This is a genomic window from Shinella granuli (assembly GCF_004341885.1).
In the GTDB taxonomy this organism is placed as follows: domain Bacteria; phylum Pseudomonadota; class Alphaproteobacteria; order Rhizobiales; family Rhizobiaceae; genus Shinella; species Shinella granuli.
The window spans coordinates 14584-34890 of the sequence record NZ_SLVX01000031.1; the positions used below are offsets into that span (position 1 = coordinate 14584).

The window sequence follows — 20307 nt, forward strand, 5'->3', positions numbered from 1 at the left end:
GCGCCAACCTCATCAGAAATTTGGAGAACCCCATGCCGAACGAATCCGTTCCGGTTGCCGGCGAAGCTATGCCCGCAAACCTTTCCCGTCGCTTCTTCCTGTCTCGCATGGGCGGCGTTGCCGCCGCCTCGGCGCTTGCTGCTGCCCCGGTCGCGGCGGCAAGCGGTCCCGAAGAGAACCCCGAACTGCTCCGCCTCGGAGCACGGTTTGAGGCAGCTCATGCCGACTACTTCGCCACCAGCGAGCGGGTTTCCGAACTGCAGCCGGTTTTCCGAGCGATGGCGCCGACAATTCCGCCGGAGATTGTCGGAAGCGAGTTCGACCGCTTCAACGGGTGGGGCTATGGCGACATTTACCGTGACCCGGCATCGCCCAAGGTCGAAGACATGAAGGGAGCCGATGGGAGGCGGATGCTTGTCATATCGTCCCATGCCCTTGAGCGTCATTTCAAGGGCGAGAAGATGCCAAAAGGCATCGAGCGACTGTACCGCCTTGCTTTCGACTTCGAAGGGGCAACAGACGCCGCCCTGCAATCAAGTGGATTGGCCACCGCGCTCCAAGAGCACCACAACGCGGACGGAACGTTGCGCCGCGTCATCTACGACATGTCGCAGACCCGAGCCCGCACGCCGGCCGGTCTCGGCATCAAGGTACGGGCGACGGCCGCATATGCCGCGCTTGGCGCCGACGAACGCTTCTCGGCAAGCCTCTGGCTGGCAAAATCCATGTGGGGCGACCTTGAGGAAGGGGAGGTGCTGTGATGGCCGCGCTGGAGACTTTCCGCCGTTCCGAACTGGAGCGCCGCATTGAGGAGATGATTGCCCTGCTCGATTTGCTGGACGATGACGCGGACATCGAGGACGGCCACGACGATGAGCCCACCTTGGGCGCTGAGAATGACCACGAGGGTCGGTCCCAGGAGTTTTGGGCGCAGTCGTCTGGGCTCGATGAATGCGAGGCCGAAGACGAGCACGGTGGCGATATCCTTGACGAGCCGCACGACGACGATGAACTCGACCAGAACGGCGATGAGCAGGATTGCTGCCGATCCGAAGACGAGTGGCATCCCTTTGAGCCGGGAATGCAGTTCGACGGGACCGGAGTTGCCAAGGCGGGGGAAATGCTGCGGCGTGCCAAGGCCCGCCGTGAGCCCTACAGCGAAATCATCGGTACCCGCCATCACCGTCTCCAAGATGGCAGCGTTTTCACGACGCTCGTTCCACGTTGAGGAGGCGGGCATGCTGATCGCATATGCAGGAGCAGAACGGCGGAGCGGCGATACTGCCCCGGAGACACCGCGCCGCAAGGGGAACTATCGAGGCAGGAAGCCGGGCAGCAAAGCCGCGGTCTTCACCCCGGAAGACGATGCCGAAATCATCCGGCTCTACATCGACGGCGCCCCCTATGACGTCATCGCCAAGGAGGTTGGGCAGCCGCGTACGAACGTATTCAATCGCTGCCGACTGCTCGGCCTGCCCTTGCGTGTCGGCCGTTGGCGGAAGGGCCGTCTATGATATCTTCACGGGGCTGACAGCCGAGGTAAACGGCATTCCGCAAGACGGGCAGTCTGACGTCGTTGCTCGATTTATGGCGAAAGAATTGAACGAGGTGTACATCGCCAGGCGTAAGGGAACGACGCATTAGGGCTGCTCGCCCCACTTTTTTCCTTGGAACATTGCTGCACGGAACGGGTTCTCATTACAGCCTGCCGTACGCCCGCCAAGCACTCACAATTTCTGGCTCGTACATCGCGTCAAATAGGTCAAAAATGACCGCCGTATGAAAACGCAGGAATGCCAAATATTTCGTTGATTTCATTGAATCTTTTTTTTGATGAAGCTGGTTGAAGAAAGTTCGCATACATGCGAAGCTTCAGCATGATAGTAAAATACACTAAACCAGACAATTGGATCGCCTACGACTTCGCTAGCATCGCGCGCGAGTTAATGGAGGCGAAGGCTTCCGTGCTGTCTTTGAGCAGTATCCCCTATCAGCGCTCATGGGCTCAAAAACTCCAAGAAATCCAGCTTAAGATGGAAGTCGCGGGCACCTCTCGAATTGAGGGCGCTGAATTCACCGAACGTGAATTCGATGACGCCATTTCTGGGGAGTCTGCGGAGGAGGCGATGACCCGCTCTCAGCGTCAAGCGAGGGCGGCCGTCAATACCTATAGATGGCTCTCCGAGATGCCGATCGATCGCCCAATCTCTGAGGATTTTGTCCTCGATCTCCACCGACGCCTTGTTACCGGCTGTGACGACGACCATTGCGAACCCGGAAGATTGCGGGCTGATGAGCACAATGTGACATTTGGCACACCACGGCATCGCGGCGCGCAAGGAGGCAGAGAGTGTTCATCGGCATTTTCTGAACTAATGAATGCTGCGAATACCGCCTTCAAAGATCACGATATTTTGCTGCAAGCCTCCGCTATCCACTATCACATGGGCGCAATGCATCCTTTTGGCGACGGTAACGGGCGCACGGCCAGAGCATTAGAAGCCTTCGTCCTGCAAAAGGCTGGGCTTCGAAACACACTATTTATAGCACTATCAAACTATTACTATGATGAAAAAGAGGGATATTTGACCGTTTTGGCGGACGCCGGCCAAAACGGTCATGATTTGACTTCCTTTTTCAAGTTCACCCTCACGGGGATTAAGAAACAGTGCGACCGGCTCCTGCGGGAAATCAATCTTGAGATTAGAAAAGCTCTGTTCCGCGACATGGCTTACGACCTGTTTAATCGAATGACAAGTACTCGCAAGCGAGTTATCGCCAAGCGTCAGGTCGCGCTTCTAAATTACACGTTAGACAACGGCGCCGTTGAGGTAGACCAGTTATTCAACTCGCTTCGACCGCTCTACATAAACCTTGGCGACCCATGGTCAGCCTATGTGCGCGACGTTATAAACCTGAAGGACTTAGGCGCTTTACGAATCCAGCGCAGAAACAAGCAAGATGATGTTGTTGTCGTTGTAAATCTGGACTGGCCTCAGGAGATGTCCGGTTCCGAGGCACTTAAGAAACTCCATCACCTACCCCGGCCCAAAACTTACAAATTTATGCAGCGGCAGCTTGGAGACGAGATTAACGGGGCCTCGCAAGCAAGCTGAATTTTATGGCTGGGATGGCAACAGCCAAGATTTTGCTCCACCAGTCCGCCCTCACCGGCGGGCTTTTCGTTGCCAGCGCCTACAACTTTACGTAACGCATCAACCGGCAGGAAACATCCCTCGGTCATTCTGCCTGCATGAGCAACTTCACCTACCTCGTCATTGGCGCCTCAGTCGCGAGCTTCCTTGCAACCGGCGGCTACGCGCTTATCCCGCGGGAATTTTACGACCCGGCCTGCAACATCAAGGGCAATATCTCCTACAATGGCGGCCAGCGGATCTACCACGTCCCTGGGCAGCACTATTACGTCGAAACTCGTATCCACCTAACCAAAGGGGAGCGGTGGTTCTGCTCGGAAGCTGATGCGCAAGCGGCTGGCTGGAGACGAGCAGGTTACTGACCTTCCTCCACCCTTCCAACACCTGCCCTCATTTCTCCCTTGCCGGTAGGCTTTTCGTGCGCGTGGCGGGGGCAGCGCTCCTATCCGCCGCGCAGGATCTTGTCAGCGTTGGCGGTGGGCTTTCCTCTCTCCAGCGAGTTGAAATCCTTAAGGGAGAGCCGCTCGGCCGCAACGGCGGTAAAAAGCCGTGAGCAATAAATCCTCGCGGCGCCTTTCTCGTCCGCGCCGACGCTCGCCGCCATTTCGCTCGATATGCGACCACGCGCATGCATCTGCGTGGCGCAGTTCGAGATGATGCTGTCGATAAGGCCCGACTTCTTTCGGAGATTTCGCTGAACCTCCTTGTACTGTTTCGCCGTCAGCTCCTGCGCCGCGGCCGGAAACGTGACAGCCAGCCCCACCAGCACTATCAGAAATCGCATTCACCCCTCCCTGCGATCAGTAGCGCCACGATGCTCTCGCAAGTCGGCATCGCGTGCAAGCCTGTCAGCGGTGATAAACCCACGAGGATTTGATAGTTTACGGCCGGCGCGGGTAGTCTGACGTCATCAGGGGAGACACATGAGCGATTTCTTTAAATGGCAACTGGAAACGGGCTTGGAGCCGTAGTTCGAAACGGACCCGCATCATCCCCGACGCCTGGTTCCGGTTGCGCCCGCGGGCCGCCGTGCGCTCTGGATCCTCATGGCAGGGATGGCCTCTGCTATACCCCTTGTGCTGCTGCTGGCCCTTCTTGACCCTCATTACCTAGTCGTGCTCGTCGCCATCCTTTTGGTCGAGTTCGGTTTTCCGATATGGTTTCTCTGGACGATACGGGGGCGGGTCAGGGAGATGACATAGGGGTGGGCGCCCCCAATAAGCGCGAGCGCCCGCTTGCAAACTCGGTGCTACCGGTCGCCTCCAGTTTCGTCTGCTAATAAATCGAGGAATGTCGTTCCGTCATGACCATTTACAGGCGCATCGAGGGAGGCTGTCTTGAAGTTGTCGAACTCACGATTGTAGGCAGTGAGATATTTTCGCGCCTCCTGGCCGATGTTCTCGATGAATAGTTTGCCTTCGAGAACGGCTAGGCACATGGAGGAAACGATTTCGTCTCTCGCGAACCCTGGAAGCGCCCTTGGCACCGCTTTGTCGATCAAGGTGAAAATCTGGTCTGGCGATCGATTGATCTCTCGCTTTGCTTTTTTCGCCATCGCACTCCGATGCTTCCGAGCGCGCTCCTTGTCACGGTTTCGACGATACTTCTCACGCCCTTTTGCTCTGGTCGTCTCGACATCGGCCCAATAAATCTCGCGCATCTTCGCGCGAAAGGGCTCGGGATTTTCCCTCCAACGTTCCCTGATACGCACGCGCACCTTTGCTTCTCGGGCCTTGTGCCTGGCAAGCAGTAGGGGGTTCGTTTTCATTCTGCGATACCAGCCTCTGAGGCGAATACGCTGACGGTCGGACTCCGCCATTGCGATCCATTCACAGACAGGCACGCCAAATCGATTGATGTTGTCGGCGGCGTCCTCTCGACCTCTCGCGTGCCTGAAGGCTTGGAGCCAGCATTCCCGATGAGGGGTCTTGCTATATGGGCAGGAGTCTTCTCCCGCGTCTTTGTGCTGCGCTGTTTCATGCCCTAGGCGGTGCGCTTTCTCGACGCTATCGAGCCAACGTTTTTGCCCTAGGCTTGGTGCGTCGCCGGTTCGCTCACGGATGATCGACAGTAGATTAGCCATCGCTATCTCCTCGCAATTAATTGGTAGCGGAAATTGTGGTCGCGTCGGCGCCGAGGGGCAGCAATACGGAGTTGCTCCGCCTCAAATTAGCGGGCGGCGCTCATCGTCTACGCAATCAACAGAGGGCGATGCATGGACCCGCGGCGTATGCCGCAGTGGGAAGCTAACATTCCTTCTGGGCGACGCGAGGTCACGGATGTGGCGATGCTGCGGAGTTTGCTTGGAATAAAGGTGACGCCTAGACGTAGCCTCTCGACTTAGCGCAGCGGCCTGTTAGTATTTGATTCAACCATAACGAGGGGGTATGAAAATTCGCCATGTCATCTTCGCTGCGATTGCATTGGCGCTTGCTGGGACGCCAGCCGTCGAAGCTAGGAACCAACCTTGTTCCGGTAAAAAAGGCGGCGTTAAATCTTGCACCAGAGATGGGAAATTCCTCTGTCAGAATGGGACAATTAGCGCCTCGAAGCGGAAATGCTCCCGCGATTGATGCTCTTTCGCTATTTGATTATGGCTGGCGGCCTGCTGGTAACGAGTTCTGTCCTGGCGGAGGACATTGTGGGCCGCGCTAGCGTGATCGACGGCGGCACGATCGAGATCAGCGGCGAGCGCATCCGTTTCAACGGCATCGACGCGCCGGAGAGCTGGCAGATATGCCAGGATGAGGACGGTGCGGACTACCGATGCGGCAAGGAAGCTGCGATGCGGGAATTGATCGCCACAGGGTGCGCCGCGGATAATCCGACCTCTACCTTATCGGCCCGACCCTGGTCTTCACCGAGCACCAAATCGTCAATGCGCTCGCAGCCTCGAATACGAGAGACGTATCGAACATGCGGGCGGCAATCGCGTCAGGCTCACCGGCCGATAACGAAACCGTGATCGAGGCTAAGCGAGCGCTGAAAGGTGGATTTAGGGGTGGATTGAAACAGAGCGGACGCCCGCAAACACCTGAAAAACCAGCATTCTTGAGAGAGAAATGGTGCCCGGAGGCGGATTTGAACCACCGACACGCGGATTTTCAATCCGCTGCTCTACCAACTGAGCTATCCGGGCATCCGGTTGGATTTCAGGTTGGAAATCCGTGGGGCGCTTGGTTTCGCCCCGGAAGCGAGCGGGGTTATAGCATCTTGCGAAAATGTGTCCAGCCCTCCCGGGCGTTTTTTGCGGGAAAAATGGCTGGCTTTGCAAGTGGCGGAAAAGATTGTGTTTTCGACGTGTGACAGGGACGTCACAAATCGTCTTCGTCGGCCTTTGTCTCGTCGTCGGCGACGGGGATGGCGTAGGAGCCGGAGAGCCAGCGGTTGAGGTCGACGTCGCGGCAGCGGTTCGAGCAGAAGGGATAGTGCTCGCGCGCCGAGGGGCGCTTGCAGATCGGGCAGGGCACGGCCTTGCGCAGCGGGGCGACGATAGCCGCCGGTTTTTCGCTTTCGTTCGTCATGTCAGGCGTCCGTCCAGCCGGCATGCACGTCGAAGCCTTCGCCGGAGAGCAGGGCGAGGGTTTCGTAGAGCGGCAGGCCGACCACATTGGTGTAGGAGCCGACCAGCTTGACGACGAAGCTGCCGGCAATGCCCTGGATGGCATAACCGCCCGCCTTGCCGCGCCATTGGCCGGAGGAAAGATAGGCCTCGATGTCGGTGGTCGAGAGGCGCTTGAAGCGCACCTTCGTGTCGATGACCTTCTGGCGCACCGTGCGGTCCGGCGTGATGAGGCAGACGCCGGTGAAGACGCGATGGCTGCGGCCGGAGAGCAGGTGCAGGGCGCTGGAGGCCTCGTCGATCATCTCCGTCTTGGGCAGGATGCGCCGGCCGACCGAGACGACCGTGTCGGCGGCCAGGATATAGCTGCCGGCAAAGGCGGGGTCCCCCTTGATGGCGGCGAGCGCCGCCTGTGCCTTGCCCGTGGAGAGCCGGCGCGCCAGCGAGCGGGGATGCTCGGAACGCTTCGGCGTCTCGTCGATATCCATGGGCATCAGGCGCGCGGGCTCAATGCCCGCCTGCGCGAGCAGTTCGACGCGGCGCGGCGAGCCGGATGCCAGGATGAGCGTGTCGGTCTGCGCCATGGGGTCTCCGGGGTGCGCCGGTTTCAGCTCTCGGGCCGCGGGCCGGGCAAGGGCGCGGCCGCAGGTCCCGCTGGGAGGAGCTTACTTGAAACGGTAGGTGATGCGACCCTTGGTGAGGTCGTAGGGCGTCATCTCGACCAGCACCTTGTCGCCGGCGAGAACGCGAATGCGGTTCTTGCGCATGCGGCCTGCGGTGTGCGCGATGATCTCGTGCTCGTTTTCGAGCTTGACGCGGAAGGTGGCGTTCGGGAGCAGTTCCGTCACGACGCCGGGAAATTCGAGGACTTCTTCTTTTGCCATCTTTGAGCGATATTCCTGTAGGGTGGATTCGGGGAGGCCGGATGCCCGCCTCGAAAAAGTTGCCGGAAACTACACAATCCCCAGTGCTTTGTGAACACCGAAGCGCCGGCTTTCTGCATTTGCCGGAAACAGGGCTGTCCTGCGCCTAGCCGGGGGCCTTCAAACGCTTCTCTATCAGCAATTTCAGGAATTCGCGAACCTCGCGGTAGGCGCTGAGAATCTGCTCGCGCGTGCCGGTCGCCACCGTCGGGTCGGGCGTCGGCCAGTACATGACGTCGACGGCCATGGACCGGGTGAGCTCGAGCGCGGCATGGTGCGCTTCCGGGGCGAGCGTCACGATGAGGTCGAAATAATCGTCCTCCAGCTCGTCGAGCGAATGGGGCGCATGGCGGCCGAGCGAGAGGCCCACCTCGCCGAGCACGGCATCGACGAAGGGGTCGCGCTCGCCGGGGCGCACGCCGGCGGAGGCGACATAGGTGCCGGGCAGAACGCTGCGGGCGATCGTCTCGGCCATCGGCGAGCGCACCGCATTCATGCGGCACATGAAGAGAATCGAACGGGGCGTTCGCGACCGGGCTTCCTGTGGTGCCGGGAAGACGCCCTCCATCCACTCACCCGCGCCAGTAGAGAACGCAGACGAGCGTGAAAAGCCGGCGGGCCGTGTCGAAATCGAAGCGGATCTTCCCCGAGAGCCGGTCCATCAGCGTCTGCGAGCCCTCGTTGTGGATGCCGCGCCGGCCCATGTCGATCGCCTCGATCTGGCTGGGCGTCGCCGAGCGGATCGCCTGGTAATAGCTCTCGCAGATCATGAAATAGTCCTTCACGATGCGCCGGAAGGGCGTCAGCGAGAGGATATGGGTGGCCACCTCCTCGCCCGCCTCGGTGCGGATGGCGAAGACGAGCTTGGAATCGAGCAGCGAGAGGTTGAGGCGGTAGGGGCCGCCGGCATGGCCGATCGGCTCGAACGAGTTCTCCTCGATGAGGTCGAAGATGGCAACGGCACGCTCGTGCTCCACATCCGGCGTGGCGCGGCCGATCGTGTCGTCCAGCACCACGTCGCAGAGGCGGAAGCTGCCCTTCTTGCCCATGCCCTATGTCTCCAGGTTGAGCCGGATGGCGACGGAGCGGGCATGCGCGCCGAGCCCCTCGGCCTCGGCAAGCGTGATGGCGGCAGGGCCGAGGGCGCAGAGCTGGTCGGCGCTGAGCCGGAGGATCGAGGTGCGCTTCATGTAGTCGAGCACCGAAAGGCCGGAGGAGAAGCGGGCGGATCGTGCGGTCGGCAGCACATGGTTGGAGCCGCCGACATAGTCGCCGATGACCTCGGGCGTATGGCGGCCGACGAAGATGGCGCCGGCATTGCGGATCTTCGGCATCAGCGCGTCGGGATCGGCGGTGGCGATCTCCAGATGCTCGGCGGCGATGCGGTTGGCAAGCGGCACGGCCTTGGCAAGGTCGGGCACGAGGATGATGGCGCCGAAATCGCGCCAGCTGGCGGCGGCGGTCTCGGCGCGCTCCAGCGTCTTCAGCTGCCGCTCGACGGCGGCCTCGACGGCATCGGCGAGCACCGGGCTGTCGGTGACGAGGATCGACTGGGCGCCGACATCGTGCTCGGCCTGGGCGAGAAGGTCGGCGGCGAGCCAGTCCGGGTCGTTGTCGGCGTCGGCGATGACGAGCACTTCGGAGGGACCGGCGATCATGTCGATGCCGACGGTGCCGAAGACCTGGCGCTTGGCGGCGGCGACGAAGGCATTGCCGGGGCCGGTGATCTTGGCCACGGGCGCGATCGTCTGCGTGCCGTAGGCAAGCGCCGCGACGGCCTGCGCGCCGCCGATGCGATAGATCTCGTCGACGCCGGCGATGCGTGCGGCGGCAAGCACCGCCGGATTGATCTCGCCGTCCTTCGCCGGCACGACCATGACGAGGCGCGGCACGCCGGCGACCTTGGCCGGCACGGCGTTCATCAGCACGGAGCTTGGATAGCTCGCGGTGCCGCCCGGCACGTAGAGGCCGACGGCGTCGATCGCCGTCCAGCGCGAGCCGAGGCCGACGCCGATGTCGTCCTCGTAGATGTCGTCCTTCGGCCGCTGGCGGGCATGGTGCTTTTCGATGCGCTGGGCGGCCAGTTCGAGCGCGGCGATGATCTTCGGATCGACCGCGTCATAGGCCGTCTCGATCTCCTCCAGCGAGACACGCATGGAGGTGACGGCAAAGTCGAGGCCGTCGAACTTCTTCGAATAGTCGGCCAGCGCCGCGTCGCCGCGGGCGCGCACATCGTCGATGATCGCACGCACGACGGCATTGACGTCTTCGGAGACCTCGCGCTTGGTGGTCAGGAAGGCAGCGAACCGGCTTTCGAAATCACTGCTCTGGTAGTCAAGTCTGATCGCCAAGTCGTCCGTCCTGTCGTCTTCCGGCCAAAGTGCCGGCAAAATCCTTCAAACCGCCGGATGGCGGGGCTTCAAGCTGGTTTCCCATGCCCCGCCGGTATCTGCAAGCTGAACTTCGACGCATTCCACATCGAGCGCGATGGAGGCGCTGCCGGAGAGCACGAGTTCCAGCGTGCCGTCCGGGCCCTCGCCCTTCCGGGTGAAATTCACGGCGAGCAGGGAGAAGACGGCGTCCTGGTTCTTTCGGTCAATGCCGAGCGAGCGCACGGCATTGACGCGCTTGAAGGCGACGACGGCGCGGCGGCGCTCGAAGGCCTTGCCGCGGCCGACCGCCTTTTCCCAGACGAAGCGGTTGACGACGACGGAAAAGACACCGTGGCGGGCGTCATAGGAAAGGCCGTCGGTCTTGAAGACCGCGTCCTGCAGGTGGGCGGAAACGACGGAGAGGTCTTCCGTATCGAGGGCGAGCAGTTTCAGGCTGTCCATGGTGCGTCCTTCGGGGGCAAGCCGGCAAGGGAGCGGAAGGCGCCTTCGCAAGCGGCATTGCGGGAAAATGCTTGGGGACGCCGCGGTTTGCGGCATCCCGGTCTTTTCCACGAGATAGGACGGCGCGCGGCAGACTGCAACGCCCGCCGCGCAAGGAAGATCAGTCGCTGACGCGTTCGACGACGGCGCCGCAGCGGGTGAGCTTCTCCTCGAGCCGCTCGAAGCCGCGGTCGAGGTGGTAGACGCGCGAGACCATGGTCTCGCCTTCGGCAGCAAGGCCGGCGATGACCAGCGAGACCGAGGCGCGCAGGTCCGTCGCCATGACCGGGGCGCCGCGCAGCCGCTCGACGCCCTCGATCTTGGCCGTCTGGCCGGAGAGCGAGATCTTCGCGCCGAGGCGGGCCAGCTCCTGCACATGCATGAAGCGGTTCTCGAAGATCGTCTCGGTGATGTGCGAAATGCCGCTCGACTTGGTCATGAGGCCCATGAACTGCGCCTGCAGGTCGGTCGGGAACCCGGGGAAGGGGTCTGTGACGATGTCGACCGGCTTGATGCCGCCGCCATTGCGCACGATGCGGATGCCGCTTTCCGTCGAGGTGATTTCGGCGCCGGAGCGGCGGATCGCTTCGAGCGCGGTTTCGAGCAATGCGGCATCGGTGCCTTCGAGCGTCACGTCGCCGCCGGTCATGGCGACGGCCATGGCATAGGTGCCGGTCTCGATGCGGTCGGGCAGCACGCGGTGGCGCGCGCCGGAAAGCTGGGTGGCGCCCTCGATGGTGATCGTCGCGGTGCCGGCGCCCGATATCTTTGCGCCCATGGCGTTGAGGCACTTGGCGAGGTCCTGCACCTCCGGCTCGCGGGCGGCATTGCCGATGACCGTCGTGCCCCTGGCGAGCGTCGCCGCCATCATCAGGACGTGCGTCGCGCCGACGGAGACCTTCGGAAAGGTATAGCGCGCACCGATGAGGCCGCCTTCGGGCGCCGTCGCCTCGATATAGCCGCCGTCGATCTCGATCTTCGCGCCGAGCGCGGCGAGCGACTCGATGAAGAGGTCCACCGGGCGCGTGCCGATGGCGCAGCCGCCCGGCAGCGAGACACGGGCCTTGCCTTCGCGGGCGAGCAGCGGGCCGATAACCCAGAAGGAGGCGCGCATCTTCGAGACGAGTTCGTAGGGCGCCGTCGTGTCGACGATGTTGCGCGAGGTGAAATGGATCGTGCGGGAATAACCCTCGCCCTGGCGCTCGCGGCGGCCGTTGACGGAAATGTCGGCGCCGTGGTTGCCGAGGATGCGGATGAGCTGCTCGACGTCGGCAAGATGCGGCACGTTTTCCAGCGTCAGCGTGTCGTCCGTGAGGAGCGAGGCAATCATCAGGGGCAGCGCGGCATTCTTGGCGCCGGAAATCGGGATGGTGCCCGTCAATTCGTTGCCGCCTACAATTCGGATGCGATCCATGTACGATTACGGGCCGGGCCCGCCTTTCCTAGAATGTCGGCTTTCGGAGATGGCGGCCTCTTTAGAGCATCGCGATCGAAAAATGAAGACCATGCCGGCCGGCCGCCCTTGCGCGCGCCCCGTCGGAAAATCACCCCCGTCGCCTTCGTGCTGAAGACATGCCGGTCTAATCGCCCGATTCGTCTTTTTTTGCGGCAGGAAGCCCGCCGGGAAGCCCCGACGTTTCGTCTGCCGCACCGGCCCGCCGGGCGCGCGCCTGCTGCTTCCGGCGCTGGAGATTGTCGCGCAGCGTCTTGGCCAGCCGCTCCGCGCGAATCTCCGCCTCGGTCCTGATCTTTCCGCTTTTCATCTCGTCCTTGCCGCTCATGCCCGTTCTTTTAACGAAATCCATTCCGGCAAAAAAGCGCCGTCATCACCAGATTTGTTGCAACAATCGTAAAATCGCCGCTTGCACTGCCGGGTGACCTATGGCAATAGGCCCTCGCTCACGCGGAACACACCTTCGTTTCGCCGGATGCTGCTATAGCTCAGGGGTAGAGCACTCCCTTGGTAAGGGAGAGGCCGAGAGTTCAAATCTCTCTAGCAGCACCATTCTTTTCAATAACTTAGATTACAGCCCTATTTCTGTCCTGACAGATACGCTGACAGTTATCGCCGTTTGCCGACCTTGGAAGCCACGTCCTTCTGGAAGTCGGGATGGTGATGGCCATACACATCCTCCAGCATTTTTGGGCTCATGCCGAGATAGTTTGCCACATCCCATATGTCGGCCCCTGCCAGCATCAGCCATGAAGCAGCAGTGTGGCGAAGGATGTGAGGCGTGATTTCCTTCCCCAGCCCCGCCGCGTCCCTAGCTGACGCCCACGCCTTCCGCTGCTTGTCCACCGGGCTACCCCTGTAGTGGATGACATAGGCGATAGGCTTTTCCTTCTCCATGTCCTGCTTGCGCCAACGCTCTAGGAACCCGGCAAGTCTCTGCGGTATCCTCACGGTCGGCCGGCGCTTCTTCGTCTCCTCTTCGTCGTCCCCGCGACGATGGATGACCCCTGCGTCAACGTCGATATGACCGCCGAGGGTGTTTGGCAGCCACCCCAGACGCCTCAGCGCGCCTGATCTGGTGCCGGTATAGACACCGAGCAGGATAAAGCGTTGTAATGCCCTAGCGGCTTCCTTGTCGTCAAATTTGCGCGTGGCGCGAATGAGCTTGGCAACCTGATCACGCCGAAGCCAGTCCGGCCTTGCTTCGGATGCCTTCGGCAAAGTGACGACGGGCAGCGCCTCCAAGGGTGTTTCGGCGTGATAGGCGTTGATCGCGGCCCGCAGCACAGTAAGTTCACGACGGGCAGTTTCCGCGCTGACCTTCTTTGGCTCTTCCGCCTTCTTAGCCTGCCTGATGGGCTGCGACATGCGATTGGCGACATATTCCTGACAGGTTGACCTCTTCACATCGGAGAGCGGTCTTGCCCCCCACCAGTCAATTAGCCTGTCAACGGCATAGCTCGTTGTCTGAGACCTCTGCCCCGGAGCGATCTCGCGGTTGTAGAATGTGAGAACGTCAGCGACTAGGAGCCGAGACGGACGATTGTCGGTCGGCGGCTCGTATTTTTGCGCGATGTATTCCCTGAGGGCTTCCTCAGCTCGCGCGCGCTCCTCAAGGCCGCAGCCAGTGCCGCGCTTTGTCGATCCGTCTCGGATATACCAGAGGCCGGAGGTTTTATCGTACCAGAGACGGGCCCCTTTTGCTGGACGCGGCATTTCTCCCTCATTTCCCTGATGGCCGAGCGCGTGACAAAATCCCTGCGCCCGATACGTTCGATAACGAGATTGCCCCTCGCTGCTTCCGCCCGCAAGGTGGCCGGCTTGATTGCGCCCTTGAACACAATCTCGCAAGCCTCGGCAAGGGTCATTGGCTCGTCGTCGAAAATGTCGATAGCCGGAGCCGTCATCCTCGCGTCTCCTTCTCCAGCGCTGCGCGGCCGGCGGCTGTCCAGCGAAACTCACGGTCCGGTCCATCACCTTTGTATTCGATCCATCCTCTACGGACAAAGCGGTCGTAGGCCTTACGGATGAAGGGTGGATCGAAATGCGCCCACTCGTTGTCTGATCCCGGCTCCGCGCGCATCTCCGCGATGAACTCCGCTTCGAGTTCGGTCAGCTTCATTCCCGATCTCCCATATTGCGGATGGCGGCCGCGATGTTTTTGCGATGATCGATCGGCATCGATACTGGACCCGCCGCCCAGTCGTGCTGAACGAAAATCGTGGCGTTTTCAGCCAAGTTGGCCGCTTCCTCAATGGCAGCCTTCCGTATCTCGTCCTTCTCTGCGCGGAGAGCTGCGTTCTCGCGTTCGAGTTTTTCGATGAGGTCGGCGGCTCCGTTGAGCGTCTTCCGCTGGAAATACAGCGCGGAGGTTTTGACGGAACCCATTTCCCGCAGCCGCTCTACCAGATCATGTGTCATGGTTGCCTCCTGGGTGGGCTCCGCCCGTGCTTCTGGTGGTCATCTGCCGAAAGCATCGCTGACGCCCCTCCTGCGCGGCGCGTGCTAAGTCGCTGGAGACGCTAAGCATGAGATCGTAGAGGGCGCATTGATGGGCCTCGTAGTAATCATCGGCCGCGCCGTGAAAATCACCCGCAACCTCAAGCTTCTTTGCAGTGAGCATCAGCATAGGATAGGCGCTTTTAAACTTCACGGTCGCCCCCACTTGTGCTTATGGCGTCATCCGGCCGGCGCGAGTACCAGGTGGTCTCCAGCGGCGTGACGATGCTGTAGGAGTGCTGGCCCAAGCCGACGATGAGGTTGCGGGCGAGGTCTGTCGCGCGAGCAACAATGTCGCCCGGTTCCTTCGGAAAGCGCGGATAGTTGATGAAGCCGACGCGAAAACCTTCCTCGCGCCCGCCGGTGTAAATGAACGACTGCGGCATGAGCGTCACGCAAAGTCCGGTCTCGGCGGCGTAGCGCTGAATGATGAGGGCAGCGGCGTTGATGTCGCCGGCCATGTGAATGTCAACATTGAACGACGGGGTGGTTTTCTCGGTCATTCCGCGCCACCTCGCGCCATGCAATCCTTGCACATGGGCTGGAAGAGCTCTCCACGATCGCCGTGCACCTTTTGCCCGGAGATGGTCTTCGGCGCGGTCTGCCCCCAGCCGAAGCCGTGCAGCCGCATGGCCTCTTTCTCCAGTTCGGTCAGCCACTCGCCCCATTTCGGGTAGAGCGCCGCCGCCTCGACGCGCTCCTCGGCCGTCTGCATCGTGCCGCACATGCATTCGCCGGAGCGGCAAAGGGCCTTGGCCACCGGGTTGATCGGCGTCTGGCAGCGTTCGAGGTATTCGTCCCGATCTTCCTGCGTCCAATCGTGGATAATGTTGACCCAGATGTTTCCAGGCGATGCCGGATCGGCGCGGAAAAGCTTCAGGTTCTTCTTGCGGTTCTCGCTCTCGTCCTTGCGGGCGCCGTTGAGCAGCAGGACGCGAACGCCGCGTTTCCCCTGCCGGATCTCGCGCGAGACTGCTTTGCGGAAAGGTGTGGCCTTCAGCACGCGGTAGGCGTAGCCGTGGGCATCACGGCCCTTGCCGAAGAAGCCTTTGCGCAGGACATAGTCCTCGTAGGCCGTGCCGGCATCGGCTTCGACGTATTCACCTTTCTGGCCGTAGGTCTCGCGAACGAACTGGCTGGTCTCGGCGATGCCGCAGCGGGTGTTGCCGTGGATACGGAAGTCGATCTTGACGCCAAGCTCCTCGGCCACCTGATCCGATGCGGCGCTATCCTTGCCGCCGGAGACCATGGAGACGATATGCGTCGGGTTGAACTGATCGATCGCGTCGCGAAGGATCTGCACGCTGCTGTCGATCTTCATTCGGCGCGTCCTTTTGCCAAAAATTCACTGTTTGGTGATGTGCTCTCATGCTGGCACGTATGGGCATTGCCCAGGTAAGCAGTGCGCAGTTCGGGTCCAAACCGAGCGTAGTAGGGGTGCTGGAATAGGGGGAGCCAGCTGCGTGTCGCCCGTTTCATTCGCCGGCTCCAGACGTAGATATGGCGGAACCGCCCGCCTCTGCACTGGAGGCTGAGGTACGGGGGGATGAGGGAGGGGTGGGGAGAGGGCGCCAGTGGGTGGGTCGAACTTCGTGCTCTCGAAATTCGAATTGACGACCATCGTGCGGGCCACCGGTATAAAACGTGCTCGCCGCGAAAAACTGATCATGGAAGCGCATCCCGACGCCTACGGTCTGGTCGCCCTCTGGGCCGTAGGCCAGCAGCATCCATGCCACGCCTCTCACACCCTTCGGCGCCGTCTCGATCGGCTGCCATTCCTCCACCGCCACCTCGACAATCGCCGACCTTATCCGGGTCTCGTAATCCTGCTGGGCGGCATCGAGCAAACCACGGAGGCGGGAAATCTCGTCCTCGCAGTTTGCAAGTTGCTCTACCGTGGACCAGTATTGCGCTTCCTTCGCGTCCTCTCCTTCTCGGGAGAGGGGCGGGGAGGTGTAGAGTTTCGTGCCGAGCGGGACATCGGACGCCTTGAACACGGCTATGGTGAAGCCGTCGTTGGAGCCAGGCAATTCTTCGGCTTCACCGACCGGCTCCACCGCCACCGGCTGCTCTACTTCGAGGGCAGCGGTGAGGGCGGCGGCATGATGCGTCTTCATGGTCGCGACCATTTCGGCCCCACGGTAGAGCCAAGCGTAATTGGCTTCGCCCTCGGGGCCGTATTGGATCTCGTAATGCCACGCGCCTGTCACTCGCTCATCCCTGCGCATCGGAGCCTCCATTGAGGAGAGTGCGGGCGCGGCGGAGGTTCTCGGCTTCGATCTTGGCGCGGGCTTCATCCTCGGTTTTCTCTTGGACCCAGAAATCGTCATCGCTGTCGGAATCCTCGGCGGCTGGCAACGAGGCGCAGAACATTACCTCCACCACGCCGCCGCGCTTAACCTCAGTCACGTCGCCGGGGCGGGCTGCGTTGGCTTCAACGACTTCCCAAGCGCTGCCTTCGCAATAGTCGCCGCTGGTGTCGTTGCCGGGCCAGTACCATTGGCATTCGGCAATGATCTTGCGGAGCCTCGCAATCTCTGCATCCTTCTCCGCAACATCCTGCTCCATCGCCTCCAGTTTCGCCTCCGCGGCCTGTGCGCGCTTCTTTTCTCCCTCGAAGGCGTCATAAAGACCGGCCGCCGCAATTCGGCTGTGCTTGCGGGTCAGCTTCAGTCTTTCGACCTCATCCTCCAGAGTGCGGTAGGCTAACAGGATTTCACGCATCCGGTCGGGAGAGCAGGCCGCGATGTAGGCGGCGTTGGCTCGGGCTTCTGCATCGGGGACATCCATGCTGGGTGTTGAGCATCCTTCTGTCTCCATCGCCGAGACAATGCTCCAATGGCGACGCTCTGACCGAACGTGATATGCGTTTGGCCGCTTAAACTCGCAGAGGTACCAAAGCCCCGGCGTCACGCCGTCCATCGCCATCTCGATAAGCTCTATGCGTTCGGATAGGGTCATGCTCACGGGCGTTCCTCGTAAAGCTTGCGCGGCGGGAGAGGCGGCAGACCCTTGTTCGGGTCGCGCTCGGGCTTCGCTGATTTCGGGAAGGGTGCGCCTTTCAGCTTTCCGGCCGGGCGGATGACACCGCTGTTCCGATCTCGCTGACGGTCTGACTTGCGGATCTGGCGCACGTCGTTCCGCGTCTTGTACTTATGGCACTGGATGCAGATCGCCATGCAGTTCGAGAGGCTGTTGTCGCCTCCGAGCTGATCGGGAACGTTGTGGTCGAACTGGACGCCGAGCGAGAGGTGGCAGTTGCACCGTTGCCCGGGCTCGAATCCGTAGCGGGTGCCCTCGGCCTCGCAGCGATGGCCGGAGCGCTCCAGGGCGGCGCGTTTCGTGGCGCGGGAGAATTCGGTGCGGGCCATCACACCCTCCTCAGGTCATCAAGGACGGCCTTGCGCTTTTCCTTGCGGGCGCGGTGAATGGCTTGGGTGCAGCCGCGGTGTCTGGCGATAAGCTCGGCATCTGCTGCGCGGCGCCAGTTCGGAAGTTTTCGAAGGGTAGGGTGGCCCTTGCGCCACCACCAGATGATGTCGGATACGATGCGGGAGAGGTTCATGCTGCCTCCCCGAACGCCATTTCGGGCGTTACATCATAGGTGGCCGCAATCCACTCGATTGCCTTCTCAAGGAAGGCGTTAAACTCTTCCTCGCTCATGCTGGTGAAGCTGATCGACTTAGGAACGGCGACGGGAAAACCCTTCACCATGATCGGCACCACGAATCCAGTGTGCAGCTTGACGATGTCATGCAGGGTTTCGGTCGATGGCGCGCAGTCCGTGGCCTTCACCACCTTGCCAAGGAATGACCAGTAGAAGCGCAGTTTGGAAGGCGAGCGCCCGCCATGCATCAGAACCTTGATGCGCTGGTCGTGCGGCTGTTGCCTGATCCATTCGCGGTCTGCTTCCATTTCGCCGATCAGGCTGTCGCCACGGCGAAGGACATAGATGGGGGGATGCTCGTTCTTCGCCATGGTCAGCCCCCGTTGTAAGGTTCAAACTTCGCGTAGGCGCGGTCGCGAATAGCGTAGGCCGCATCGATCATGTCGGCGTGGCCGTTGCTTTCGAGGATGGCCGGCGCGTCATAGTCGTTCCAGATTTCAGCGGCCGACGCGGAATCCTTCGCCGTTGCCAGCGAGGTCTCCAGTTCTTCGAGGAAAGCGCCGAGGTCGAAATCGGATTCCGTCGTCTGCTCTTCGGACTCGGGTGCGGGGTCGGATTCGATAACCTTCGCGCTCGGGGGGGCGGGCGGTGCCGGAGGCCTCGGCGTCTGGCTGGATGCGGCAGGAGTGACGTCCCGCATTTCCGCAATCTTGGAGCCCTCGTCCTCGTCGTAAATGCCGGAGAACCCGAAGGCGTACCGCGCGGCCTGGATCATCGCCTTGTGACGAAGCATCCGGTGCTTCATCTTCCACGGATCGGTGGACCGCACGCACTCCGCAAGATACTCGGTAACGGTCACTGGCCTACCGCGATCCTTGCGGTACATCCGGCACGTGCAGGAAATCAGGTCTCCGCTTTCGGCGTGCTCGAATTCGAATTCGAAACCGTCAGCCGCAGGGTGCGAGTTGACGAGATTGACCCATCCGTCAATCGACACGATGGGAACGATGCCGCCGCCCTTGGCCGGGAAGGCGTAGATTTCCTTCAGGAGCGGGTTAAGATCGTACTCCTTCGCTACCATTATGAAAGCCGCGAATTCTTCAGCCGACGCTTTCCCCATCCCGCATGTGCTCCGGACGGTCGCCGTGAACTCTGCTGGCTGAAGGCCGTATTTATCGGCCATCTCGACCATGAGGGGTTTAGGCTCGTGGATTTTTGCAATGACGTTCATCATGCGGCCCTCTGCTCTTCGATGCGCTCGACGCCCGGAAGCGATTGGCCGGCCTTAATGGCGCGGTTGGCAAGCTGGTCGATGATGGCGAGGATATCGGGGTGCTTCATCAGCACGAGCGCGGTCGCCGCAGCCTGATAGTCGTTGACCCTGGCTGAGACGAACGTGCGAAGCGCGACACGCGCACCAGTGCGGCCGGCGCTAGCGTTCTTCGCCTCGGCTTCCTTGGCCTTGGCGGCGGCTTCCTGCTCAAGCTGGCGAGCGCGTTCGATAGCGGCCTGGCGCTCGGCCTCGGACTGCTGGTCAGCCTCAGCGGCCTTGCGGGCGGCCTCTGCGGCTTCCCGGCGCAGACGCTCCTCCTCACGGCGAGCCGCCTCCTGACGCTCGCGCTCAATGCGCGCCTGTTCTTGGAGATAGGCGTCCATGTGCCGCTTGAGCTTCTTGCTCACCTCGGCCGGCTCTTCCTTGAGCCCGCGCCACTTGTCGTCGATGCGACGGCCCTCATCGAGCGACGGTTGCTTTTCGACTTTGTGCAGGTCGGTGGCCTTCTTGGCGATGGTGGCAAGCCGCTTCGACCAGATCGCGGCCTTGTCCGCCTGATCCTGCGTCGTGATCGGCGTCTTCATGAACGCCTCGGCCTGCTCCTTCTCCGCCTGATATTCGAGCGTGAGGGCTTCGAACGGATCGGAGGGAAGATTGTGCCCAATAGCGGGTGCCGGCGGCTCGTCATCCCAGCCCGCGCCCTCGATTGCCTTCTGATAGGCCTCGTAGGTGACAGGGTGCGTCCGGCAAAAATTCCAGGCGTCGGCGGCATCGACCATGCGCTCGCCGCGCATCGCGTTCCACTGGTCGTTTTCGAACCAGATCGCGACGGGCTCCCACTGGCCGCCCTCGAAGCGCGTGCGGTAATAGCCCTGTCTGGGGTCCCCTTCATGCATCGGGCCGATATTGCCTTCCAGAGCGGCTTGCCACCAAGCCCATGGGTTTTCCTGAGACATGCCTTG

Annotated in this window: 30 protein-coding genes and 2 tRNA genes; 7 read left to right on the plus strand and 25 right to left on the minus strand. The window is 61.4% G+C overall.

What is annotated here, in order from left to right; translation table 11 throughout:
- Positions 1 to 32 precede the first annotated feature (32 nt).
- From EV665_RS28270 to EV665_RS28290, 5 genes are all read left to right on the plus strand, one after another.
- Positions 33 to 761, plus strand: a complete 729-nt coding sequence (locus tag EV665_RS28270) for a hypothetical protein (protein ID WP_133036683.1) — start codon at positions 33 to 35, stop codon at positions 759 to 761.
- Positions 761 to 1228, plus strand: coding sequence for a hypothetical protein (locus tag EV665_RS28275; RefSeq protein ID WP_133036684.1), 468 nt, complete (start codon positions 761 to 763; stop codon positions 1226 to 1228). Before EV665_RS28270 ends, EV665_RS28275 begins: the two co-directional genes overlap by 1 nt.
- A gap of 10 nt (positions 1229 to 1238) precedes the next feature.
- Positions 1239 to 1514 (plus strand): hypothetical protein, encoded by a 276-nt coding sequence (locus EV665_RS28280; RefSeq protein ID WP_133036685.1) that lies wholly within the window; start codon positions 1239 to 1241, stop codon positions 1512 to 1514.
- Between the two features lie 363 nt (positions 1515 to 1877).
- Positions 1878 to 3116, plus strand: a complete 1239-nt coding sequence (locus EV665_RS28285; RefSeq protein WP_162853192.1) for a Fic family protein — start codon at positions 1878 to 1880, stop codon at positions 3114 to 3116.
- 137 nt (positions 3117 to 3253) lie between these two features.
- Complete coding sequence (locus EV665_RS28290; protein ID WP_133036687.1) at positions 3254 to 3517, plus strand: sunset domain-containing protein; 264 nt, start codon at positions 3254 to 3256, stop codon at positions 3515 to 3517.
- A gap of 80 nt (positions 3518 to 3597) precedes the next feature.
- Here EV665_RS28290 and EV665_RS28295 read toward each other — a convergent pair whose 3' ends face one another.
- The gene (locus tag EV665_RS28295; RefSeq protein WP_133036688.1) at positions 3598 to 3939 is read right to left on the minus strand and encodes a hypothetical protein; all 342 of its coding nucleotides are present in this window, start codon (positions 3937 to 3939) and stop codon (positions 3598 to 3600) included.
- Between the two features lie 465 nt (positions 3940 to 4404).
- Positions 4405 to 5238 carry a hypothetical protein gene (locus EV665_RS28300; protein ID WP_133036689.1) on the minus strand — a complete coding sequence of 278 codons (834 nt, stop codon included), beginning with the start codon at positions 5236 to 5238 and terminating at the stop codon, positions 4405 to 4407.
- A 489-nt stretch (positions 5239 to 5727) separates the two neighbouring features.
- Here EV665_RS28300 and EV665_RS33210 point away from each other — a divergent pair, with 489 nt between their 5' ends.
- Entirely contained in the window at positions 5728 to 6120 is a 393-nt protein-coding gene (locus EV665_RS33210; protein ID WP_342636239.1) for a thermonuclease family protein, read from the plus strand.
- Between the two features lie 98 nt (positions 6121 to 6218).
- Here EV665_RS33210 and EV665_RS28315 read toward each other — a convergent pair.
- From EV665_RS28315 to EV665_RS28360, 10 genes are all read right to left on the minus strand, one after another.
- Positions 6219 to 6294 (minus strand) — tRNA-Phe (locus tag EV665_RS28315).
- Positions 6295 to 6469: 175 nt separating this feature from the next.
- Positions 6470 to 6679, minus strand: coding sequence for a DNA gyrase inhibitor YacG (gene yacG / locus EV665_RS28320; RefSeq protein WP_133036691.1), 210 nt, complete (start codon positions 6677 to 6679; stop codon positions 6470 to 6472).
- 1 nt (position 6680) lies between these two features.
- Positions 6681 to 7301: a Maf-like protein gene (locus EV665_RS28325; protein WP_064328780.1), complete on the minus strand. Its 621-nt coding sequence runs from the start codon at positions 7299 to 7301 to the stop codon at positions 6681 to 6683.
- An 81-nt stretch (positions 7302 to 7382) separates the two neighbouring features.
- Positions 7383 to 7601, minus strand: a complete 219-nt coding sequence (infA, locus tag EV665_RS28330; RefSeq protein WP_004435948.1) for a translation initiation factor IF-1 — start codon at positions 7599 to 7601, stop codon at positions 7383 to 7385.
- Positions 7602 to 7746: 145 nt separating this feature from the next.
- Positions 7747 to 8208 (minus strand): arsenate-mycothiol transferase ArsC, encoded by a 462-nt coding sequence (locus EV665_RS28335; RefSeq protein WP_133036692.1) that lies wholly within the window; start codon positions 8206 to 8208, stop codon positions 7747 to 7749.
- 4 nt (positions 8209 to 8212) lie between these two features.
- Positions 8213 to 8689 (minus strand): UPF0262 family protein, encoded by a 477-nt coding sequence (locus EV665_RS28340; RefSeq protein ID WP_133036693.1) that lies wholly within the window; start codon positions 8687 to 8689, stop codon positions 8213 to 8215.
- A gap of 3 nt (positions 8690 to 8692) precedes the next feature.
- On the minus strand, positions 8693 to 9991 hold the full coding sequence (hisD, locus tag EV665_RS28345; protein ID WP_133036694.1) for a histidinol dehydrogenase: 1299 nt from the start codon (positions 9989 to 9991) through the stop codon (positions 8693 to 8695).
- 45 nt (positions 9992 to 10036) lie between these two features.
- Positions 10037 to 10474 carry a DUF2948 family protein gene (locus EV665_RS28350; protein WP_133036695.1) on the minus strand — a complete coding sequence of 146 codons (438 nt, stop codon included), beginning with the start codon at positions 10472 to 10474 and terminating at the stop codon, positions 10037 to 10039.
- Positions 10475 to 10634: 160 nt separating this feature from the next.
- Positions 10635 to 11927, minus strand: a complete 1293-nt coding sequence (gene murA, locus EV665_RS28355; protein ID WP_133036696.1) for a UDP-N-acetylglucosamine 1-carboxyvinyltransferase — start codon at positions 11925 to 11927, stop codon at positions 10635 to 10637.
- 166 nt (positions 11928 to 12093) lie between these two features.
- On the minus strand, positions 12094 to 12294 hold the full coding sequence (locus tag EV665_RS28360) for a hypothetical protein (RefSeq protein WP_064328786.1): 201 nt from the start codon (positions 12292 to 12294) through the stop codon (positions 12094 to 12096).
- Between the two features lie 149 nt (positions 12295 to 12443).
- Here EV665_RS28360 and EV665_RS28365 point away from each other — a divergent pair.
- Positions 12444 to 12518 (plus strand) — tRNA-Thr (locus tag EV665_RS28365).
- A gap of 57 nt (positions 12519 to 12575) precedes the next feature.
- On the opposite strand, the gene EV665_RS32480 is transcribed toward EV665_RS28365, so the two are convergent.
- From EV665_RS32480 to EV665_RS28425, 13 genes are all read right to left on the minus strand, one after another.
- On the minus strand, positions 12576 to 13334 hold the full coding sequence (locus EV665_RS32480) for a tyrosine-type recombinase/integrase (protein ID WP_162853193.1): 759 nt from the start codon (positions 13332 to 13334) through the stop codon (positions 12576 to 12578).
- Positions 13335 to 13489: 155 nt separating this feature from the next.
- Complete coding sequence (locus EV665_RS32485) at positions 13490 to 13873, minus strand: hypothetical protein (protein WP_162853194.1); 384 nt, start codon at positions 13871 to 13873, stop codon at positions 13490 to 13492.
- A complete protein-coding gene (locus EV665_RS28375; protein ID WP_133036698.1) occupies positions 13870 to 14088 on the minus strand; it encodes a hypothetical protein in 219 nt (72 codons plus the stop codon). The genes EV665_RS32485 and EV665_RS28375 overlap by 4 nt, the downstream gene beginning before the upstream one ends.
- Positions 14085 to 14387 (minus strand): hypothetical protein, encoded by a 303-nt coding sequence (locus EV665_RS28380; protein ID WP_133036699.1) that lies wholly within the window; start codon positions 14385 to 14387, stop codon positions 14085 to 14087. Before EV665_RS28380 ends, EV665_RS28375 begins: the two co-directional genes overlap by 4 nt.
- A gap of 221 nt (positions 14388 to 14608) precedes the next feature.
- A complete protein-coding gene (locus EV665_RS28385; RefSeq protein ID WP_133036700.1) occupies positions 14609 to 14968 on the minus strand; it encodes a hypothetical protein in 360 nt (119 codons plus the stop codon).
- Positions 14965 to 15786: a phosphoadenosine phosphosulfate reductase family protein gene (locus EV665_RS28390; protein ID WP_133036701.1), complete on the minus strand. Its 822-nt coding sequence runs from the start codon at positions 15784 to 15786 to the stop codon at positions 14965 to 14967. Before EV665_RS28390 ends, EV665_RS28385 begins: the two co-directional genes overlap by 4 nt.
- A 154-nt stretch (positions 15787 to 15940) precedes the next feature.
- Positions 15941 to 16693: a hypothetical protein gene (locus EV665_RS28395; RefSeq protein WP_133036702.1), complete on the minus strand. Its 753-nt coding sequence runs from the start codon at positions 16691 to 16693 to the stop codon at positions 15941 to 15943.
- Positions 16680 to 17426, minus strand: a complete 747-nt coding sequence (locus EV665_RS28400) for a hypothetical protein (RefSeq protein WP_133036703.1) — start codon at positions 17424 to 17426, stop codon at positions 16680 to 16682. The genes EV665_RS28395 and EV665_RS28400 overlap by 14 nt, the downstream gene beginning before the upstream one ends.
- Positions 17427 to 17428: 2 nt before the next feature.
- Positions 17429 to 17836 (minus strand): HNH endonuclease, encoded by a 408-nt coding sequence (locus tag EV665_RS28405; RefSeq protein ID WP_133036704.1) that lies wholly within the window; start codon positions 17834 to 17836, stop codon positions 17429 to 17431.
- A complete protein-coding gene (locus tag EV665_RS28410) occupies positions 17836 to 18030 on the minus strand; it encodes a hypothetical protein (RefSeq protein ID WP_133036705.1) in 195 nt (64 codons plus the stop codon). The genes EV665_RS28405 and EV665_RS28410 overlap by 1 nt, the downstream gene beginning before the upstream one ends.
- A complete protein-coding gene (locus EV665_RS28415; protein ID WP_133036706.1) occupies positions 18027 to 18443 on the minus strand; it encodes a hypothetical protein in 417 nt (138 codons plus the stop codon). The genes EV665_RS28410 and EV665_RS28415 overlap by 4 nt, the downstream gene beginning before the upstream one ends.
- Before the next feature lie 2 nt (positions 18444 to 18445).
- Complete coding sequence (locus EV665_RS28420; RefSeq protein WP_133036707.1) at positions 18446 to 19306, minus strand: RecT family recombinase; 861 nt, start codon at positions 19304 to 19306, stop codon at positions 18446 to 18448.
- Positions 19303 to 20301: a hypothetical protein gene (locus tag EV665_RS28425; protein ID WP_133036708.1), complete on the minus strand. Its 999-nt coding sequence runs from the start codon at positions 20299 to 20301 to the stop codon at positions 19303 to 19305. The genes EV665_RS28420 and EV665_RS28425 overlap by 4 nt, the downstream gene beginning before the upstream one ends.
- Between the last annotated feature and the right edge of the window lie 6 nt (positions 20302 to 20307).

What these genes read in the sequence shown, in the direction of transcription:
- EV665_RS28270 (WP_133036683.1), top strand. Translation starts at nt 33, where the DNA reads ATGCCGAACGAATCCGTTCCGGTTGCCGGCGAAGCTATGCCCGCAAAC.
- EV665_RS28275 (WP_133036684.1), top strand. Translation starts at nt 761, where the DNA reads ATGGCCGCGCTGGAGACTTTCCGCCGTTCCGAACTGGAGCGCCGCATT.
- EV665_RS28280 (WP_133036685.1), top strand. Translation starts at nt 1,239, where the DNA reads ATGCTGATCGCATATGCAGGAGCAGAACGGCGGAGCGGCGATACTGCC.
- EV665_RS28285 (WP_162853192.1), top strand. Translation starts at nt 1,878, where the DNA reads ATGATAGTAAAATACACTAAACCAGACAATTGGATCGCCTACGACTTC.
- EV665_RS28290 (WP_133036687.1), top strand. Translation starts at nt 3,254, where the DNA reads ATGAGCAACTTCACCTACCTCGTCATTGGCGCCTCAGTCGCGAGCTTC.
- EV665_RS28295 (WP_133036688.1), bottom strand. Translation starts at nt 3,939, where the DNA reads ATGCGATTTCTGATAGTGCTGGTGGGGCTGGCTGTCACGTTTCCGGCC.
- EV665_RS28300 (WP_133036689.1), bottom strand. Translation starts at nt 5,238, where the DNA reads ATGGCTAATCTACTGTCGATCATCCGTGAGCGAACCGGCGACGCACCA.
- EV665_RS33210 (WP_342636239.1), top strand. Translation starts at nt 5,728, where the DNA reads ATGCTCTTTCGCTATTTGATTATGGCTGGCGGCCTGCTGGTAACGAGT.
- yacG (WP_133036691.1), bottom strand. Translation starts at nt 6,679, where the DNA reads ATGACGAACGAAAGCGAAAAACCGGCGGCTATCGTCGCCCCGCTGCGC.
- EV665_RS28325 (WP_064328780.1), bottom strand. Translation starts at nt 7,301, where the DNA reads ATGGCGCAGACCGACACGCTCATCCTGGCATCCGGCTCGCCGCGCCGC.
- infA (WP_004435948.1), bottom strand. Translation starts at nt 7,601, where the DNA reads ATGGCAAAAGAAGAAGTCCTCGAATTTCCCGGCGTCGTGACGGAACTG.
- EV665_RS28335 (WP_133036692.1), bottom strand. Translation starts at nt 8,208, where the DNA reads ATGGAGGGCGTCTTCCCGGCACCACAGGAAGCCCGGTCGCGAACGCCC.
- EV665_RS28340 (WP_133036693.1), bottom strand. Translation starts at nt 8,689, where the DNA reads ATGGGCAAGAAGGGCAGCTTCCGCCTCTGCGACGTGGTGCTGGACGAC.
- EV665_RS28350 (WP_133036695.1), bottom strand. Translation starts at nt 10,474, where the DNA reads ATGGACAGCCTGAAACTGCTCGCCCTCGATACGGAAGACCTCTCCGTC.
- murA (WP_133036696.1), bottom strand. Translation starts at nt 11,927, where the DNA reads ATGGATCGCATCCGAATTGTAGGCGGCAACGAATTGACGGGCACCATC.
- EV665_RS28360 (WP_064328786.1), bottom strand. Translation starts at nt 12,294, where the DNA reads ATGAGCGGCAAGGACGAGATGAAAAGCGGAAAGATCAGGACCGAGGCG.
- EV665_RS32480 (WP_162853193.1), bottom strand. Translation starts at nt 13,334, where the DNA reads ATGTCGCAGCCCATCAGGCAGGCTAAGAAGGCGGAAGAGCCAAAGAAG.
- EV665_RS32485 (WP_162853194.1), bottom strand. Translation starts at nt 13,873, where the DNA reads ATGACGGCTCCGGCTATCGACATTTTCGACGACGAGCCAATGACCCTT.
- EV665_RS28375 (WP_133036698.1), bottom strand. Translation starts at nt 14,088, where the DNA reads ATGAAGCTGACCGAACTCGAAGCGGAGTTCATCGCGGAGATGCGCGCG.
- EV665_RS28380 (WP_133036699.1), bottom strand. Translation starts at nt 14,387, where the DNA reads ATGACACATGATCTGGTAGAGCGGCTGCGGGAAATGGGTTCCGTCAAA.
- EV665_RS28385 (WP_133036700.1), bottom strand. Translation starts at nt 14,968, where the DNA reads ATGACCGAGAAAACCACCCCGTCGTTCAATGTTGACATTCACATGGCC.
- EV665_RS28390 (WP_133036701.1), bottom strand. Translation starts at nt 15,786, where the DNA reads ATGAAGATCGACAGCAGCGTGCAGATCCTTCGCGACGCGATCGATCAG.
- EV665_RS28395 (WP_133036702.1), bottom strand. Translation starts at nt 16,693, where the DNA reads ATGCGCAGGGATGAGCGAGTGACAGGCGCGTGGCATTACGAGATCCAA.
- EV665_RS28400 (WP_133036703.1), bottom strand. Translation starts at nt 17,426, where the DNA reads ATGACCCTATCCGAACGCATAGAGCTTATCGAGATGGCGATGGACGGC.
- EV665_RS28405 (WP_133036704.1), bottom strand. Translation starts at nt 17,836, where the DNA reads ATGGCCCGCACCGAATTCTCCCGCGCCACGAAACGCGCCGCCCTGGAG.
- EV665_RS28410 (WP_133036705.1), bottom strand. Translation starts at nt 18,030, where the DNA reads ATGAACCTCTCCCGCATCGTATCCGACATCATCTGGTGGTGGCGCAAG.
- EV665_RS28415 (WP_133036706.1), bottom strand. Translation starts at nt 18,443, where the DNA reads ATGGCGAAGAACGAGCATCCCCCCATCTATGTCCTTCGCCGTGGCGAC.
- EV665_RS28420 (WP_133036707.1), bottom strand. Translation starts at nt 19,306, where the DNA reads ATGATGAACGTCATTGCAAAAATCCACGAGCCTAAACCCCTCATGGTC.
- EV665_RS28425 (WP_133036708.1), bottom strand. Translation starts at nt 20,301, where the DNA reads ATGTCTCAGGAAAACCCATGGGCTTGGTGGCAAGCCGCTCTGGAAGGC.